Raw genomic sequence first — 15,789 nt, 5'->3', positions numbered from 1 at the left:
TCAAAAATATATAGGCCGATAAACTATAACAACCGAAGCTTATTTTGGATCGGTAACACAAGCCTCAGTACATTACGAATCAAAAAGTGAAGTACGTGATGGGTTTTTCCTGGCAGCCGATTAAGCCAAGAAACATTTTGATAAAGCAACTGTAGCATAGAGGTTGCCAACACATTGACACAGATAGACTGCTTTTTATGCGCAAACTCTGGACGAATAACATCAATAATAAACACCAGCCGTCTTTCATCTGAATGATTCCACGCTGTATGGCGATGTGCGTCGCAAAATAAGAGTAACTCCCCCTCCTTCCAACCACGAATTTCATCACCTACTTGAAAACCACAATCAGGTAAACCTTTTGGAATCGATAATCCGATGTGAACTTTTACATGAGCATTGGTGTCCCCCTGGTGCGGGTTAATGTTCGCTCCCGGTTCAAGAATACTCAGATTTCCACCCGTTAAATTTGGTATGGATTCCAATATTGCCGTGGTTTTTGGGCACCTACGACAGTTTTTATGGAGCCGCCAATTCCAAAAAAAGAATCCCGTTGTTTTCCAATGCTTTGGGGGGAACACCAAGTTTTTACTAAAATATGGTTTAAGTTTTTCAGGATGTTCTTGGAGTAATGCTAACATTTCATCTCGAATAATGTGCCAATTATCCTTCAGTGTTTGCGTCCACTCAAAATCCTTTTCGTCAAAGAAAAAGGGATCATCACTTATGTATCGACCGCCATATATTTCATACCAAATTGCCTGATTTGCTTTGCTCATATATGGGTTTCCTCTCGACGCTCGGATATCAACTGTTTAACACATTGGATCACATCATTTTTCGCCTCACCTCGAATGAACATATGATCCCCTTCAAATAACTCAATAACTGGCAATTTTGTCGTCATTTCCCGCCAATGTTTCATGGATTCAGGTGGTGCCCACTCATCATCGCGCCCAACAAATAAATGAATACGTTCATTAAGTGGGCTATGATCTAAGATTTCCACACTTTCGGAGAGTTGCATGTCAGCCCTCAAAGTGGGAATGAGCGCTTTTTGTAAATCTTCACTCCAACCGCCTCGTGGTACAATGCCGAACCGATTAGACAATGCCTCAAGTAATTCATGATCAGGTAGCCTATGCAGACCTTCGCTTTTCCGATACTGAGAGGGTACACTGCCAGATATAACAATTGGTCCAGGAAGTGGCAGCCCCAAGCTTTGCAGCTTTCTAGCGACCTCAAAACACAACAACCCACCTAAACTATGTCCAAAAAAGCCAAATGGTTTGCCAATATAAGGTTTTAACTCTTCAACAATCGCATCCACTATATCTGGCATTTGCGTCATTGATGGCTCAGATATCCGATTTTCGCGTCCAGGTAATTCCAATGGGATAATATCTACCTCAGCGTTCATTATGGATCGCCATTCAGCAAAAACCGATGCTCCACCGCCTGCGTAAGGAAAACAAAACAGCCTAAAGCCCTTGTCGTTTACATTTGGCACATTAAAAAAACGAGAAGACAACATCTGTTCAGCTTCTCCTTCCGTCGTTTCAGAGCTACGATCCATTAACGAATACAGATAGTCCGCTAGTTTGCCTATCGTTGGGTAGTTATAGACGGCCATCGCTGAAATATCGATGCCCAAGTGGGTTTCTAAACGCGCACACAATGCCATCGCCGTTAACGAGTCCATTCCCATAAAATTAAAACGCGTGTTGTCATCAAACTGCTTATCAGAGGCATGATGCAATACCGAACTGAGATGCGTTTTAATGATCTTAAGCAGCTCTTCCCGCGCTTGCTCTTTAGTAAGATTAGAGAAATTTGCGAGGTTAGGTAAAGACGATACTAAGGCACTTTCCACAGAAATCTTTTCAAACATGGAAGGAGAAAGTGAAAAATTAGCAAAAGACTGAAAACGTTTCCAGTTGAAGCTCGCCACCACAGCCTGAGGCTGGTTATTGACAATTAGGCGCTCCATAAACGCGAGTGCTTGATCAGGCGCTATTAGATTTAGTCCCAACATTTCAAGTAATTTCGTTTCTTCTTCTTTCGCACTCATCCCCACATCAGACCAAGGTCCCCAATCAATACACACCGCCTTTCTTCCTTGCTGATGCCTTAGCTGAGCCAAAGCATCAAGAAAGTAATTCGAAGCCGTATAGTGAGCAAGGTTAACAGACCCCCAGAGCGCCGAAACGGACGAGAATAAAACAAATAGATCAACATCGTCTTTTATCGTCAACTGGTGCAGATTCCATGCTGCCGATACTTTAATGGCCATCGAGTCGAGTAGCTTTTGTCGATCAACGTCAATGGTCTTCGCTACCCAATTCACCCCTGCCGCGTGAAGCACCCCTTTTATCGGTCTAACACTTCTGATTTGGTGTATAACCTCGGATACCTTTTGATGATCCCGAATATCGCAAGCGATCGATTCTACATTCGCGCCTGCCTGTCTTAATTGCTCAACCTTATCCACCACATTCAAATCGGCCTCATATGTGCCTGAAGCAAGGCTAATGTGAGCTTCTATATCAAGCAGTGAACGACGTCCTAATAGATAAATGTGTTTTGCACCCTTTTCAACCAACCAAGCAGCACAAGCTAAACCAATCCCTCCCAGCCCACCGGTGATAATATAGGCTGATTCACTATCAGCAACGTAAGGCAAATGGTTGTTTAATGGCAGTGTTTCAAGTACTTGCACATAACGAATCCCATTCCTAAAGGCGACCTGAGCCTCGTCAATCCCACCCTCCATTTGCTCGATCAATAGGGTAAGTTGCTGTTCATCCGCCAATTTTTCCTCGATATCTATCAAGCCACCTCTTAATTCTGGGTGTTCCAAGTAAGCGGTTTTCATTAACCCCCAAATAGGCGCTTGTGCGACAGACACGTCTGCACATTCAACTTCAGTTGTAAACTCATTCACGACAACCGCATTTTGTGTCACAACCCATAAAGAGGTTCTTAAAGCTACTTTGTTGATTCCTTTGATCAGCGCAAGCAAGCCAGATACGCCAACGCCCGCATGATCCTGTTCTAAACTGTTAGTAGAGGTTTGTGTGCTGATTGTTAAATCCATTGCTCCTAAGTAAACGATACGCCAATTTGTGACATTGTAGCGTGCCAGTTTATTAATAATTCGATTTAAGGTTTTTGCATATTCCTCCGAATCACAAAGATCCCCCATCGATATAGTTGAAGCACTGCCCCAGTTTAAAAACCACAGTATGTCTCGCCATAAGCTATTTTCTTTACCCGCTGCTATACAAAACACAGGCTTATTTTGAGATTCAAGGAGCCTTTGTAAGCGCCTTGCATAACCTCGACCATGTCCGATAATAATCCAACCAGTTGATTTAGTTGCAGGTTTAACCATTTCTGTAAGCGGCCGTGGTTGCCAAACTATGTCATAGATATCTGGTAAAGTATTTTCAACACTGGCTTCAATCGTTGCGATTTCGTTTTCCGGAACGTCATCAAACCAGTAACGTTTTCGGTTAAACGGATGCTCGGGGAGATCACAGGGAGAAAGTTCAGGAGCCTCGTATATTCGATTCCAATCTAATGACACGCCTGCCAAATATAATTGACCAAGCGCTTGCAGAATGGTTGAAAGACCTAAAGAATCATCATTGAGAGACTGACACAAGAGCATATTTTCCGAAATGCTTCGATGATGCCTAACGCACGATATCAATGTTTTTCCAGGACCAATTTCAATACAAATACCTGACAAGGTATCCTTGAGTATTTGATCTATTGCGGTATTAAATTGAACACATTCTCTTAAATGTTGCCGCCAATAAGAAGCACTCGGAGCCATGAGCATTGCCTTACCCGTGACGCTTGAAATAAGAGGTAACACTGGGGCTTTGTAGTCTATTTCTGCGGCGGCCTGTTCGAACTCATCCAAAATAGGATCCATCATTCGGCTATGAAATGCGTGAACAACGTTTAGCCTGCCACTATTGATATGTCTTGTTTTCAGTATCTCTTCCAATGCGTATATTGATGTCATTGGGCCTGACACTATGGTTATGGACTCTCCATTTATGGCAGCAATGTCCAATTCTAAAGCATCCAAATCAACACTTGTGCGAAGATCCTCGTATCCAGCAAGTACACTCAGCATGCCGCCATGTCCAGGGGCATGCATCATAAGTCGCCCTCGGACGATAACAAGAGACATGGTTTCTTCAACTGTCATACAGCCCGCCAGACAAGCGGCTGTTATTTCCCCCAAACTGTGCCCTAACAACACTTTGGGTATGATTCCCCACGATATCCACAGTTGTGCCAATGCGTATTCAACCGCAAACAAAGCCGGTTGCGCATATTCATCGAGCTCTGTGAGGCCATTGCTACCCGGCTCCTGTTCGTCGCAAAAGACTAACTCCACCAGTGACCTTTGTTGTTTCCGTTCAAAAGCATCCGCACATAAATCAAATGCGTCTTTAAAAACCGAAAAGTTACGGTATAAGTACTTTCCCATACTCGCAAAATGACCAGACTGCCCACTAAATAAAAATACGGCTTCTGGTGACATAGCAGCAAGATGACTTGCTGCTATGTCTTTAATATCAAGATTGGATAATGCTTGTCTAAATTCAAACTGGGACGATGCTACGACAGAAGCACGATATCGGAAATGAGAACGACGAGTCGCCGCTACCTGACATAACTGTTTTAACGAGGAAAATCTTCGCTCAGCTAACAGCGTCTTCCACTGATTTATGACGCTATCCATCGCTTCCAATGTGTTGGCTGAAATGGGCAAAATACAATGATAATTGCCACTCTCTTGCCCATGAGAATTTGGCTCATAGCAAGTGTTCCCTTCCTCCAAAAGCATGTGCACAAGAGCACCGCCAAAACCAAAAGAACTAATGGCCGCTAACCTCGCGGAATCAGCTTTTTGCCAATCGGTTTCAGTGGTCGGGATATAAAAACGACTTTGTGATAAGTCGATATCAGAATTCAGCTCATTAAGATGAATTTGTTTTGGAATCTTTTTATGCTGCATGGCTAAGATCAGTTTGATCAAACCAGCAACACCTGCCGCCGCCTCTAAATGGCCAATGTTTGCTTTTACTGATCCAACATAACACCTTTTTTTAGTATCAAGACCGTAAACAGCATTGAGCTGTTCCATCTCGACCGGATCACCTACCTTGGTACCTGTTCCATGTGCTTCAATATAAGTCACATCAGAGGGGTCTACCTGTGCTTTTTTTAAAGTATTTAATAGCAACTGCTTTTGAGCATCTGGATTTGGCGAGGTAATACCATTACTACGGCCATCTTGCCCTTGCCATGATCCTAAAATCCAAGCGAGGATGGAATCTCTATTTTCCAAAGCCAGTTCGGATCGTCGAAGCACGACCATACCGCAACCTTCAGATCGAACATAACCATTTGCAGAGTTATCAAACGTTTTACAGCGTCCATCATCCGCCATCATGCCAAATTGCGATAAAAGAATGGTTGCATCCGGTGCCAACATTAAGTTTATACCGCCAGCAATCGCAGTCTCGCATTCGCCATCTAAAATACTTTTAACGGCCGCATGAATGGCCGTTAAAGAAGAAGAGCACGCTGTATCCACGGCCACACTTGGCCCTCTCAAATCAAACACATAACTGATTCTATTCGCCGCAATGCTATAGGCATTCCCTAAACCAGAATAGGCGTTGAAGTCGATAAAATCTGGGTCTTTTTTACACTTTAAACGTAAATAATCGCCATTGGATATACCGACAAATACGCCCGTATTACTGCCTTTTAATTGCTCTTTCGTAATGCCAGCATGTTCAAATGCTCGCCATGATGTTTCTAATAGTATTCTCTGTTGAGGATCCATTTCCGCGGCTTCATGTGGGGAAATCGAAAAGAACTGAGGGTCGAACTGATCCACATCGTCTATAAACCCTCCCCAACGAGTATTCATTTTTCCCGCTTGAGCAACTTCACTATAATATTGATCAACGTCCCAACGATCCGCAGGCACTTCACTAATCGCATCTCGACCTTCACTTAACAACGCCCAAAATTCATCCAGACTATTAGCGGATCCGGGAAACCGACATGCCATACCCACAATAGGCACTCGATTATTTATGTTTGGTATTTTTCTTTGCTGACTATTCGATTGCTCCGCAAGAGCATCATGGTATTTATTGGCTAAAAAATCTTTCTTACATTGGCTTCTGGATATTTTTCCACTCGTGGTTCGGGCAATAACCCCAGGGTTAACGAACGCCACGTGACTGACCTGTATGGCATGATTGTCAGCGATTTTTGACGCTATTAATTCGCGCCGTATTTTCTGCTCGTCACTCGTCGCACTTCTATTACGACTTTCACGGATCACCACAAGCTGCTCATGCCCTTTTCGCTCGACCGAAAAACAAGCTACTTCATGATGAACTGGGCCTGGATCCGCCATCAAAACCGTCTTCTCAATATCCTGAGGGTAGTGATTCACACCACGAATAATGATCAAATCTTTACTTCTTCCAGTGAGATACAAACGATTATCTTTAAAAAAACCTAAGTCACCAGTACATAGGTAGCCCTCGTTTTCAGCGCCACGTAACTTACGGTTAAATGTTTGATGACTCGCAACGTCATTTTGATAATACCCATCACCTATTGACCGCCCCCTTAGCCAGATTTCACCAATCGCATCATCTGTACATTCGATAAGCGTTTCTGAATTGACAATTTTGACATCAAAATCTGATGAGTTAATCCAATATCCAAATATGGGTTTACCGCGCTGCTCTTCGCTCAATACAGAAACTTGATTTTTTGCTAATGCATCAACATCCAGCATTAATACATTGCGCTCGTTTGTGCCTCCGACAAACAAGGTGACTTCAGCCAGTCCATAACAAGGTAACCAACTGGCTGAATCAAAACCATGTCGACTAAAACGCTCAGATGCATTGTCTAATACTTCTGCAGGTATATGGTCCGAGCCTACATACGCATTTTTCCAACTGCTTAAATCCAGATCAGTATTTTCCTTTAGTTTAGAAGCACACAACTGATAGGCAAACGCAGGCCCACCACTCGTATTAGCTTTGTATTTATCAATTGAGCGAAGCCACAAAAGCGGGTCACGTAAAAATTTAGAAGGGGGAATAAGGACACTACTTCCTCCCTCAAATAAGGGTTGTAGCACATGCCCAACTAGCCCCATATCATGATGCAATGGAAGCCAGCTTAACGTGACTGTTGACTCGGAGTGATTAAATGCCCGCTTGATAGAAGCTAGGTTTTCCAGAACATTTCGATGTGATAAAACAACACCTCGTGGTGCACCGCTAGAACCCGATGTAAATTGCAGATAAGCGGTATCTTTTGCTTCAATATTGGGAGCTATAAAAGTGGGCGTATTACCACTGTTTGTACTATCCAAATCCAATAACTGTACGTTGAAATCGAGATTATCAAACAAAGAAAAGTCTGATGAACGCAACAATAAAGTCTTCGCTCCAGTGACATCTAATGCCCCTAGTACACGTTCAAAACTCACTCTATCTTTGGTGCTTTTAGGAAGGGGAAGTGGAACCGCAATGACGTTAGACACAATGCATGCAAGAAAACTTGTGACAAACTCAAGGCAAGTTGGAAACACTAACAAGGCTATCCGATTACTGCCGATCTCACTCTGTAAAATAGAAGCTTTTTGTAGCACTAATTTATTTAGCTGATCATAACTAATCGCTGTAGATTCATCATTATCGGAGATAAAAGTAAATGCAACTTTGTCTCCCCCACTTTTGAGTCTGGTGAGTATCATGGAAGATAAGTTATACGCTGCATTGTCCATATTATTTTACAAGCTCTTATATCCTGAACGTAAATTTTGCCATTCTTTCAAAGTGCTAAAAATGTCATAGCCTAGCGAGAAGTGACACACTGACCACCAGTTATAGAAAACAGATATCCAATAAGCAATTACACCTAGTTACACTACCTTAACCCACTGATAGTAATATAAATGGCACTTTCAACGATTATTTTTTTTAAAGCAAGACAAACGATATCAAAAAAACCAATGTAATTTAGTGTAATTTTAAAATTAAAATAAAAAGACTACCCTATCAAGGTTGATGATTAAATCATTGATAATTATTCACTTAAAACCATTAAATTCAAGGAGATAAATATGGCTGTTATCAATATCCCATCTCATAGCGGTGATGTTAATTTGGGACAGATAAATACTGAATTGCACATCTATAACGTAGGACCAGAATTAGGGCATTTTGACATCAAGATCGGCAATGCTGCTTGGCAAAATGGCGTAAACATTAATTCAGGGTATACAATTACCTATAAACCAAACGGGCAAGTTGTTTTAATTAACAATTGGGGGATGAGCCGACTTCAGGCATTATTTGGTACTATTGCTTGTTCTCCTGAAGAAGCAGGATTAAAAATTTCCTCAGAAGCACGAGATCTTTCACATACTAAAAAGTAAGGAAACAATATTTCTTCTGCTTTATATATTTAATATCAAGAGTCTCACTATGAGACTCTAATCTTTATTTTATAACTTTTAAATAAATACTTTTATTTTAAAAATACGACCCGATATTTTATTCAAATGGCATAAAAAAAACACTTTAACTCTCAGATCCCAATAAAGGTATTACCACTCGCTCCGAAATCACTAGTAGTTAAATTAGGGGCAAATAATACTTGTCCAGAGGGAATACCAAAATTGACAATACTCTGGGCAGCAGCCACGTAATCGGCATCGGATGGATTTGGAAATGTGTATACCACGAGAATCGAAGCAAGCGGTGGATTACCGAGCGCTGCAACGGCCGTATTAATCACGCTATTACTCACCGTACCAGACAAGGCATGATAAACATAAGTTCCTAAATTAGCATCAGGATCCGTACTGGAAAATAATATCGCAGCACAAGTTAGTAACGGAATCGCAATACTGTGATTCGCAGTCCCGTCGAAAGGAACAAATAACCCTGTTGCTTGGGGAATCGTCGTAGAAAGACCACCACCTGTAAGCCTAGGAATTGGCCCTCCACCTTTCGTTACCCCCAATTGCAACATTCCGCTAATAGACATGCCCTGCTGATAAACGCCATTATAAATGTAGCTAATCATGGTTTCGCCTTATTTGAAATTTACTGATTATAATTGTGGAGCACGACACCAACTGGGTTATAACGACTAGACATGTAAATATTGTCATTATTATTATGGCTCTTGCATATAGGAAAAATATAGGCTGTACCACCTTTTGCAACACTTTTGGCACTCTGCCCAGGAATAACATGGCCACCGACAAAGTCCGTCGTATTACAGTTGAACGGTGTATGACCGTCTGCATAATTAAATGAAGAACAGTGAGTTGTGCCATATCCATTATTGCAGGCATCGGCCCATAGTCTAATCCAACTACTATATCCTTGGGGCTTAGGATCGCTAGTGGAGCCAATAATATTAGCAAAGGCATAATTCAGAGACCAAGTGATAGTACCGTAGTAGGTTGATTCTACAATGCTTTGTACTTCAAACAGATCATCTAATGAAGGTTGTTCTACATCTGCTTTTTCAGGTGCAAACATGGCTTTATAATCTTGGAAATTATAGGGATTCACAACAGGAGCAGAACCCGTTTGAATCACTCCTTGCACCCCTGCACCCAACATCTGATTTACAAGTGTATCCATAACTTGCCGGATAGCTGTTTGATACGCTTGCTTCATCGTAGGGTTGCTATCAATAAAATCCGTCCACATGTTAGGGGTAGCTTCGGTGGTATCAAAACGCTTGCTATTATACTGACCAGCCATCTTAGTATGTTGTTCAAGAGAAGTATGAATAGCCAATTGCTCTCCACTAGTTGCATCAGGCCCACAAATGGTAATATACCCAGTTGATGAGTCATAACTATATGGAATGGATATATGACCATATACTTTAAAGTGAAAAAACGAACCAATTACCGCAGGCACACTCGTAAACAAATGCTTACCAGTGGTTAACTCTAATTCAATAGTTGTATTATATTTACCCTGTCTCAAGGGGCCATGATTTATTGCATTAAAAATAGAGAGATCAAATTTCACTTTTTTTGGGGCTTCATTCATAATATATCTCCAACTTCATACCTGTCTGTATTCTATTATCAATTTTCAGGTGTTTTTTAAGAACTAAGAACAATAAATAAAGTTTTAAAATAAATACCTGTAATATAAAGGTTCTTCTGAGGCTTCATCATTTTTAGCTATAAAAAATAAAGTACTGGCTTAAACAAAAAAGTTATATTACACATCGTTACACGAACGCTTTAGGTGTCTTTGAAAAACGACTATGAAAGTAAGTGGTACGCAGTGGTTATTTGGCGTGAATGCACTCTAGAGAAGGTTGAACAAACCTTTTTGTCTCAGCATGTGGACAAAACCTGTTATTCGAGGCGATTACCGAATGTGATAGGCTTATTCGTACCTTCCCTAGTAACGTGTGACTATCACACCAATACAAACCTGAAAGAAATTGGGGCTAACTTACTCATTAATAATTTGATTGAGCTAACTATATGTAGCAAATAAGATAGTAAAAATTACAGTTGTCGTTCAAAAGCTAAATATTTTGACTCATTTGCAACAATTCCATTAGGACTTGTGGCACAAATTTACGCTGTGTGGTGATGGCGTAAAAGTGTTCGTAGGCATCGGGTAGGCGTTGATATTCTTCCAGCAATCCTTGTCTAATTTCGTCTTTGACTACCACTGGTGGTAGTACCGCTAATGCACCACTGTCCCTCGCTAAAAGACGCAGCATCGCCATGTCATCGGCTTCAGCTTTGACATCGGGCTGATACTGCCATGTGGCGCACAGTAGGTTAAATGCCGTGCGAATTTCGGTGTTTTTTCCAGGTAGTACCCAACGCGCCGATTCATACCCTTGCGGAAATGGTGTGTGTATTTTACCTTCTCTCGGGCCCACAATCGCCAGTGGCTGACGGGAGACTTGCTGCACAATCCAAGGTGCGTCTTTCGTGTCGGCACTAATAGGACGATTGGTCAAGACAAGGTCCAATTCATGATTCGTTAAGCCATTGAGCAAATCGCTCATGCCACGAGCGGTCAATGAAAAACTCACTTCGGGTTTGGCCAAGAGTGGACTAACAAAGTGCTCAACAAAGTTTCTCGATAACGTCGGCAATACGCCAATCGACAAATGCTGAGTTTCCGCCAAAATTCCCTTACTTAAGAAGGACTCCAGCTCTTCGCCCTTATTAAAAATATCATCGGCATAAGCTAAAACACGTCGTCCCATGTCGGTCAAAATAAGACGTCGGCCACTGCGTTCAAATAACGCCACATCCATATTATGCTCGAGTTGCTTAATCTGTAACGACAGGGCCGATTGCGAAATATGCAACTCCTTAGCAACCTGAGTAAGGTTACCCGCGACGGCGATGCGCCAAAAATAATACAAATGGTGATAATTGAGTCGGCTCATAATCATTCTATTTAAGTGAACGTTTAGTTATTTTATATATATTTTTTTAATCAATCCAGTTCTGACATACTTGCCCACAATGAATCAAGGGGCCTACCATGAGTATGTTTGTATCTTCCATATTTTTTATTCTTATTCCCATCAGTTTGGCGTTAGCAGGCTGGTCAGTTGGTCGCAAGCAAACCCGAAGCCAAGGTCGTCGTCTTGTGCATTTGAGTTTTCTGCTCATAGGGCTTTTTACTGTGGGTGTGCTGACTCATTGGCGCCTGCCGACGCCACCTGCTACACAGCAATACATTAGTACAACGAACCTTAGTTTGATTATGCTGGCACTGGTGCTCTTTATGGGCACTATATTGATGACATTTTCACGCAACTACATGGCGACGGAGCCAAGATTAAACGTGTATTGGCGCTGGTTATTGCTCACGTTAGCGGCGGTCTCTTTGGTGGTGATGAGCAACCATTTAGTACTGTTTTGGCTGGGTTGGGTAAGTATTAGCCTAGCACTGCACAAGCTCTTAACCTTTTACCCAGAGCGCCCACGAGCTGCGCTTGCAGCACACAAAAAGTTCTTATTAGCACGAACCGCTGAGCTGTGTTTATTCGTCGCCTTTGTTTTATTGTACCAAGCTCACAACACCTTCTTTATTCATGAACTGGTGAGCGCCTTTAATCAACAAGCAAACAATACCGATCAATCGTTGACCGCATATGAATACATTGCCGCTATTTTAATTGCGATTGTGGCCTTGATTAAATGCGCACAACTGCCAGTACATGGCTGGTTGATACAGGTCGTTGAAGCGCCAACACCAGTGAGCGCATTGCTGCACGCTGGGGTGATTAATTTGGGAGGCTTTTTATTAATACTATTTGGGCCCTTGCTGCTTCAAGTTCCCGACGCTCAGTGGTTGGTGCTCATTGTAGCCGGCCTAACAACCGTGATCAGTGCGCTTATCATGACCACCAGAATCAGCTTAAAAGTGCGTTTGGCTTGGTCTACCAGCGCGCAAATGGGCTTAATGTTATTGGAATGTGCGTTGGGACTATTTGAACTGGCTTTACTGCATTTAGTGACTCACTCGGTGTACAAAGCCCACGCCTTCTTAAATTCAGGCAATGCCATACACGAAGATATTCAGCGTCGTCTGGCACCACCGCAGGCGCCATCGGTTGGGGATTGGCTACTGGCAGCCATCCTTTCAGCTGGCCTAGTGATTGCCGCCGCGTACGCAATCCGTTACCAAGGCGTTTGGAGTCCTTGGGTATTGTTCGGGTTGGCTTTAACTGTGTTAATTGCTCAGCGCCATGGCCAACAGCGTAAAGCCAGTCTCCTCTCCGCTATTGGCTTAACCCTGCTATTGCTAACCCTTTACAGCACCATGAAAGCCTTCTTTGGCCTTGTATTACCAATCAACCCGGCATTGCGTGTAGATGCATTCAGTTTGGCTGATATCTGGGTTATGGGGCTGTTTATCAGTTTATTTGTTTTAAGTTGGTTACTGCGTTATCAAGCACAACGGCCTGCTATACAGCATTTATCCATGGCGTTGTTTGCTGGCTTATACCTTGATGAATGGTTAACGCGCCTAACCTTAAAAGTGTGGCCATTGCGTTTACCCACTCGCATTAATAGCAAAACGTTAACGCAACAAACGTCCATTAAATAAGTACGCCATACCAAGGTTTCTAAGAAGGAGTAACCAGATGAATGCTGACATCAGCGCCACCCAAAGTCCGATGTTAACAGAGAAACAAATGGCGATATTGCAGTCAGCTGGACAACATATTGCGCCCACGTGGCCGTTGGACCAGATGATTGCCGTGAACCCTTTTTGGCCAATGCGCCATCAGCCAATTGAACAAGTTAGCGCCACACTCAGAACCTTAGGCGATGCCCAATTATTGATGCCAAAATCCTATTATTTACAAGGTTATCAATCTGGTGAAATTCAACCCAGCGCTCTAATGCGGGCCGCAAAAACACAACAAACACCACTTGAAGAAGCTGAGCTGGTCGCGTTTTTGCAGGAAGACACGCCCACTGCAAACTGGCACAACCTGTCAGACCTACTCGACAATCAACGCGACCCTCACAAAATGGCTTGGCGCGATGAAATCACGCATCAAATTAGCCAGTTTTGCGCCGCGCATTATCAGCAATTACGCCCGATTCTTGGACGGCAAGACACTTCGCACCAGCCCGACTTATATCAACATTGGCTCGATGTTACCCGCCGAGACAAAGGCCTCAGTATTATCTTAGATGAGTCAGGGTTACAGGCCTTCTTTCAACAACTGCCCACTGCTCCCGAGCAAGTCATTGCTCACGCCATTGATACTCTAACACTCAGTGACGATCTACTCGGTCATTATGCCCATGCGTTATTACTCGACATTAATGGTTGGGGGTCATGGGTGGCGTACTTGCGTTGGCAAGGGAACCTTTATGATCAGCCACACGACGACATGATGTCACTCTTGGCCATTCGCATGGCGTGGGAACTGGTCATCTGGCATTATTATCAGGCAAAAGAACCGGATACCGCCGAACTGTTAAAAGTCCTATGGACACGAGAAAAGCATCAATTGCCTGACTTGATTCGACAGCAACAAGAGAGTCAACGTCTCTTATGGGTGTGGGCCAAAGCCGCGGAAATTAGCTATCAACAAAGGCTCAACAACACCTTACTGACAGCAAAACCACAACCTGTCGTTCAAACCCCCACACTGCAAGCGGCGTTTTGTATTGATGTGCGTTCTGAAGTGATACGTCGAGAATTAGAAGCGCAAAGCGATCATATTCAAACACTCGGATTCGCGGGATTTTTTGGCCTGCCATTGGAATACCAACCACAAGCCAGTTCTCTCTCTCGCCCGCAATTACCCGGACTGTTAAAACCAGCGATTCGTGCCACCGAAGCCATTGCATCAGACAACCGCCCGTTCGACTCCACCTCTGTCATAAAGACAGCCGTTGGGCTCAATAAACGCGCTCGTTGGCAAGGCTGGTCACAAGCCGCCCCCTCCACCTTTTCTATGGTGGAATCCATGGGGTGGCTTTACGTCTTCAAAATGCTGAAAAAGTCGTTCTTTCCCAGCAGCACAGAAAATCCACTGAACCGTCTCAGCCATCAACACAAATGGACGCTGACAAAAGAAGACAGACCATTAACCATAGAAGAAAAAGCAGGTTTGGCAAAAGGCATTTTGCACGCCATGGGGTTAACGCGCTTTGCGAAGACCATTTTATTGGTTGGACACGGCAGCCATACCACCAACAATCTCCATGCAGCAGGCCTAGACTGTGGCGCATGTGGCGGACAAACGGGGGAAATTAACGTACGAGTGCTCGCCCAATTACTCAATGATCAAGACGTTCGAGCGAAGTTGCAAACATTAGATATTGAGATTCCAGACAACAGCCAATTCGTTGCGGCCCTACACAACACCACAACAGACCACATACGTTGCTTTGATGATCATCTCGATGAAGAAATTCAACACTGGCTCGACGCAGCAACCAAAAGCGCTCAACGGGAACGCATCGCCCAAATAGACTCAACGCTACTCAACATCGATGATGACAAACTCAATAAAGCGTATCTGACACGCAGTCAAGATTGGTCTCAAGTTCGTCCCGAATGGGGGTTGGCAAATAACGCCGCCTTTATTGTGGCGCCAAGAGATTGGACTCGCCAAGTGGATTTACAAGGTCGAAGCTTTTTGCACGATTACCAATGGCAAAATGACACTGGATTTGCGGTACTCGAACTCATTATGACGGCGCCCATGATCGTCACTAATTGGATCAATATGCAATACAACGCCTCTGTCACCGACAACCTAAAATACGGCAGTGGCAACAAGGTATTGCATAACGCGGTCGGAGGAAACATAGGGGTCTTTGAAGGCAATGGCGGCGATCTGCGTATTGGCCTTTCAATGCAATCCTTGCACAACGGCGAAAAATGGATGCACCAACCACAACGACTCGCTGTGTATATCGCTGCACCGAGAGAAGCCATTGAACAGATCAGCGCGAAACACGATAACGTTCGCCACCTGATCGACAACGAATGGCTGTACCTACTACGCTGGGATGAAAAGGGAACAATTGAACGCTTTTACCAACAAAAATGGGAGAGGCAGGTATAACGCAACACTATTTTTATCGAAATAACGTCGCGTTCAGAAAATAACAATAAAAATGCTTTTACTGTAGAGATATGACCGCTTGTTGGTTACTCTATTGTC

8 protein-coding genes are annotated in these 15,789 nt (G+C 43.3%); 3 read left to right on the top strand and 5 right to left on the bottom strand.

All coding sequences use genetic code 11. The features are described from left to right. Positions 1 to 23: 23 nt before the first annotated feature. Positions 24 to 779: an aspartyl/asparaginyl beta-hydroxylase domain-containing protein gene (locus DKT73_RS10375; protein WP_111638474.1), complete on the bottom strand. Its 756-nt coding sequence runs from the start codon at positions 777 to 779 to the stop codon at positions 24 to 26. Next, positions 776 to 7,855, bottom strand: a complete 7,080-nt coding sequence (locus DKT73_RS10370; RefSeq protein WP_111638473.1) for a type I polyketide synthase — start codon at positions 7,853 to 7,855, stop codon at positions 776 to 778. The genes DKT73_RS10375 and DKT73_RS10370 overlap by 4 nt, the downstream gene beginning before the upstream one ends. A gap of 339 nt (positions 7,856 to 8,194) precedes the next feature. Here DKT73_RS10370 and DKT73_RS10365 point away from each other — a divergent pair, with 339 nt between their 5' ends. Beyond that, positions 8,195 to 8,509 (top strand): hypothetical protein, encoded by a 315-nt coding sequence (locus DKT73_RS10365; RefSeq protein ID WP_111638472.1) that lies wholly within the window; start codon positions 8,195 to 8,197, stop codon positions 8,507 to 8,509. Between the two features lie 152 nt (positions 8,510 to 8,661). Here DKT73_RS10365 and DKT73_RS10360 read toward each other — a convergent pair whose 3' ends face one another. The 3 genes from DKT73_RS10360 to DKT73_RS10350 all read right to left on the bottom strand — a co-directional run bounded on the left by DKT73_RS10360 (position 8,662) and on the right by DKT73_RS10350 (position 11,529). Beyond that, the gene (locus DKT73_RS10360; RefSeq protein ID WP_111638471.1) at positions 8,662 to 9,162 is read right to left on the bottom strand and encodes a hypothetical protein; all 501 of its coding nucleotides are present in this window, start codon (positions 9,160 to 9,162) and stop codon (positions 8,662 to 8,664) included. Positions 9,163 to 9,182: 20 nt separating this feature from the next. Continuing rightward, positions 9,183 to 10,151 (bottom strand): hypothetical protein, encoded by a 969-nt coding sequence (locus DKT73_RS10355; protein ID WP_111638470.1) that lies wholly within the window; start codon positions 10,149 to 10,151, stop codon positions 9,183 to 9,185. Positions 10,152 to 10,644: 493 nt separating this feature from the next. Continuing rightward, positions 10,645 to 11,529 carry a LysR family transcriptional regulator gene (locus DKT73_RS10350; protein ID WP_111638469.1) on the bottom strand — a complete coding sequence of 295 codons (885 nt, stop codon included), beginning with the start codon at positions 11,527 to 11,529 and terminating at the stop codon, positions 10,645 to 10,647. Between the two features lie 98 nt (positions 11,530 to 11,627). Here DKT73_RS10350 and DKT73_RS10345 point away from each other — a divergent pair, with 98 nt between their 5' ends. Both DKT73_RS10345 and DKT73_RS10340 read left to right on the top strand, forming a co-directional pair. After that, on the top strand, positions 11,628 to 13,202 hold the full coding sequence (locus DKT73_RS10345; protein ID WP_198666587.1) for an NADH-quinone oxidoreductase subunit L: 1,575 nt from the start codon (positions 11,628 to 11,630) through the stop codon (positions 13,200 to 13,202). A 37-nt stretch (positions 13,203 to 13,239) separates the two neighbouring features. After that, positions 13,240 to 15,690, top strand: a complete 2,451-nt coding sequence (locus tag DKT73_RS10340; RefSeq protein WP_111638468.1) for a DUF2309 domain-containing protein — start codon at positions 13,240 to 13,242, stop codon at positions 15,688 to 15,690. The last annotated feature ends 99 nt before the right edge of the window (positions 15,691 to 15,789 follow it).

It is taken from the genome of Marinomonas shanghaiensis, assembly GCF_003259175.1.
GTDB lineage: Bacteria > Pseudomonadota > Gammaproteobacteria > Pseudomonadales > Marinomonadaceae > Marinomonas > Marinomonas shanghaiensis.
This window is presented reverse-complemented; position numbering and strand designations above follow the sequence as displayed.

Bases quoted from the DNA above. Each gene is read 5' to 3' on its own strand.
- DKT73_RS10360 (WP_111638471.1), bottom strand. From the start codon at position 9,162: ATGATTAGCTACATTTATAATGGCGTTTATCAGCAGGGCATGTCTATT.
- DKT73_RS10370 (WP_111638473.1), bottom strand. From the start codon at position 7,855: ATGGACAATGCAGCGTATAACTTATCTTCCATGATACTCACCAGACTC.
- DKT73_RS10375 (WP_111638474.1), bottom strand. From the start codon at position 779: ATGAGCAAAGCAAATCAGGCAATTTGGTATGAAATATATGGCGGTCGA.
- DKT73_RS10340 (WP_111638468.1), top strand. From the start codon at position 13,240: ATGAATGCTGACATCAGCGCCACCCAAAGTCCGATGTTAACAGAGAAA.
- DKT73_RS10365 (WP_111638472.1), top strand. From the start codon at position 8,195: ATGGCTGTTATCAATATCCCATCTCATAGCGGTGATGTTAATTTGGGA.
- DKT73_RS10350 (WP_111638469.1), bottom strand. From the start codon at position 11,529: ATGAGCCGACTCAATTATCACCATTTGTATTATTTTTGGCGCATCGCC.
- DKT73_RS10345 (WP_198666587.1), top strand. From the start codon at position 11,628: ATGAGTATGTTTGTATCTTCCATATTTTTTATTCTTATTCCCATCAGT.
- DKT73_RS10355 (WP_111638470.1), bottom strand. From the start codon at position 10,151: ATGAATGAAGCCCCAAAAAAAGTGAAATTTGATCTCTCTATTTTTAAT.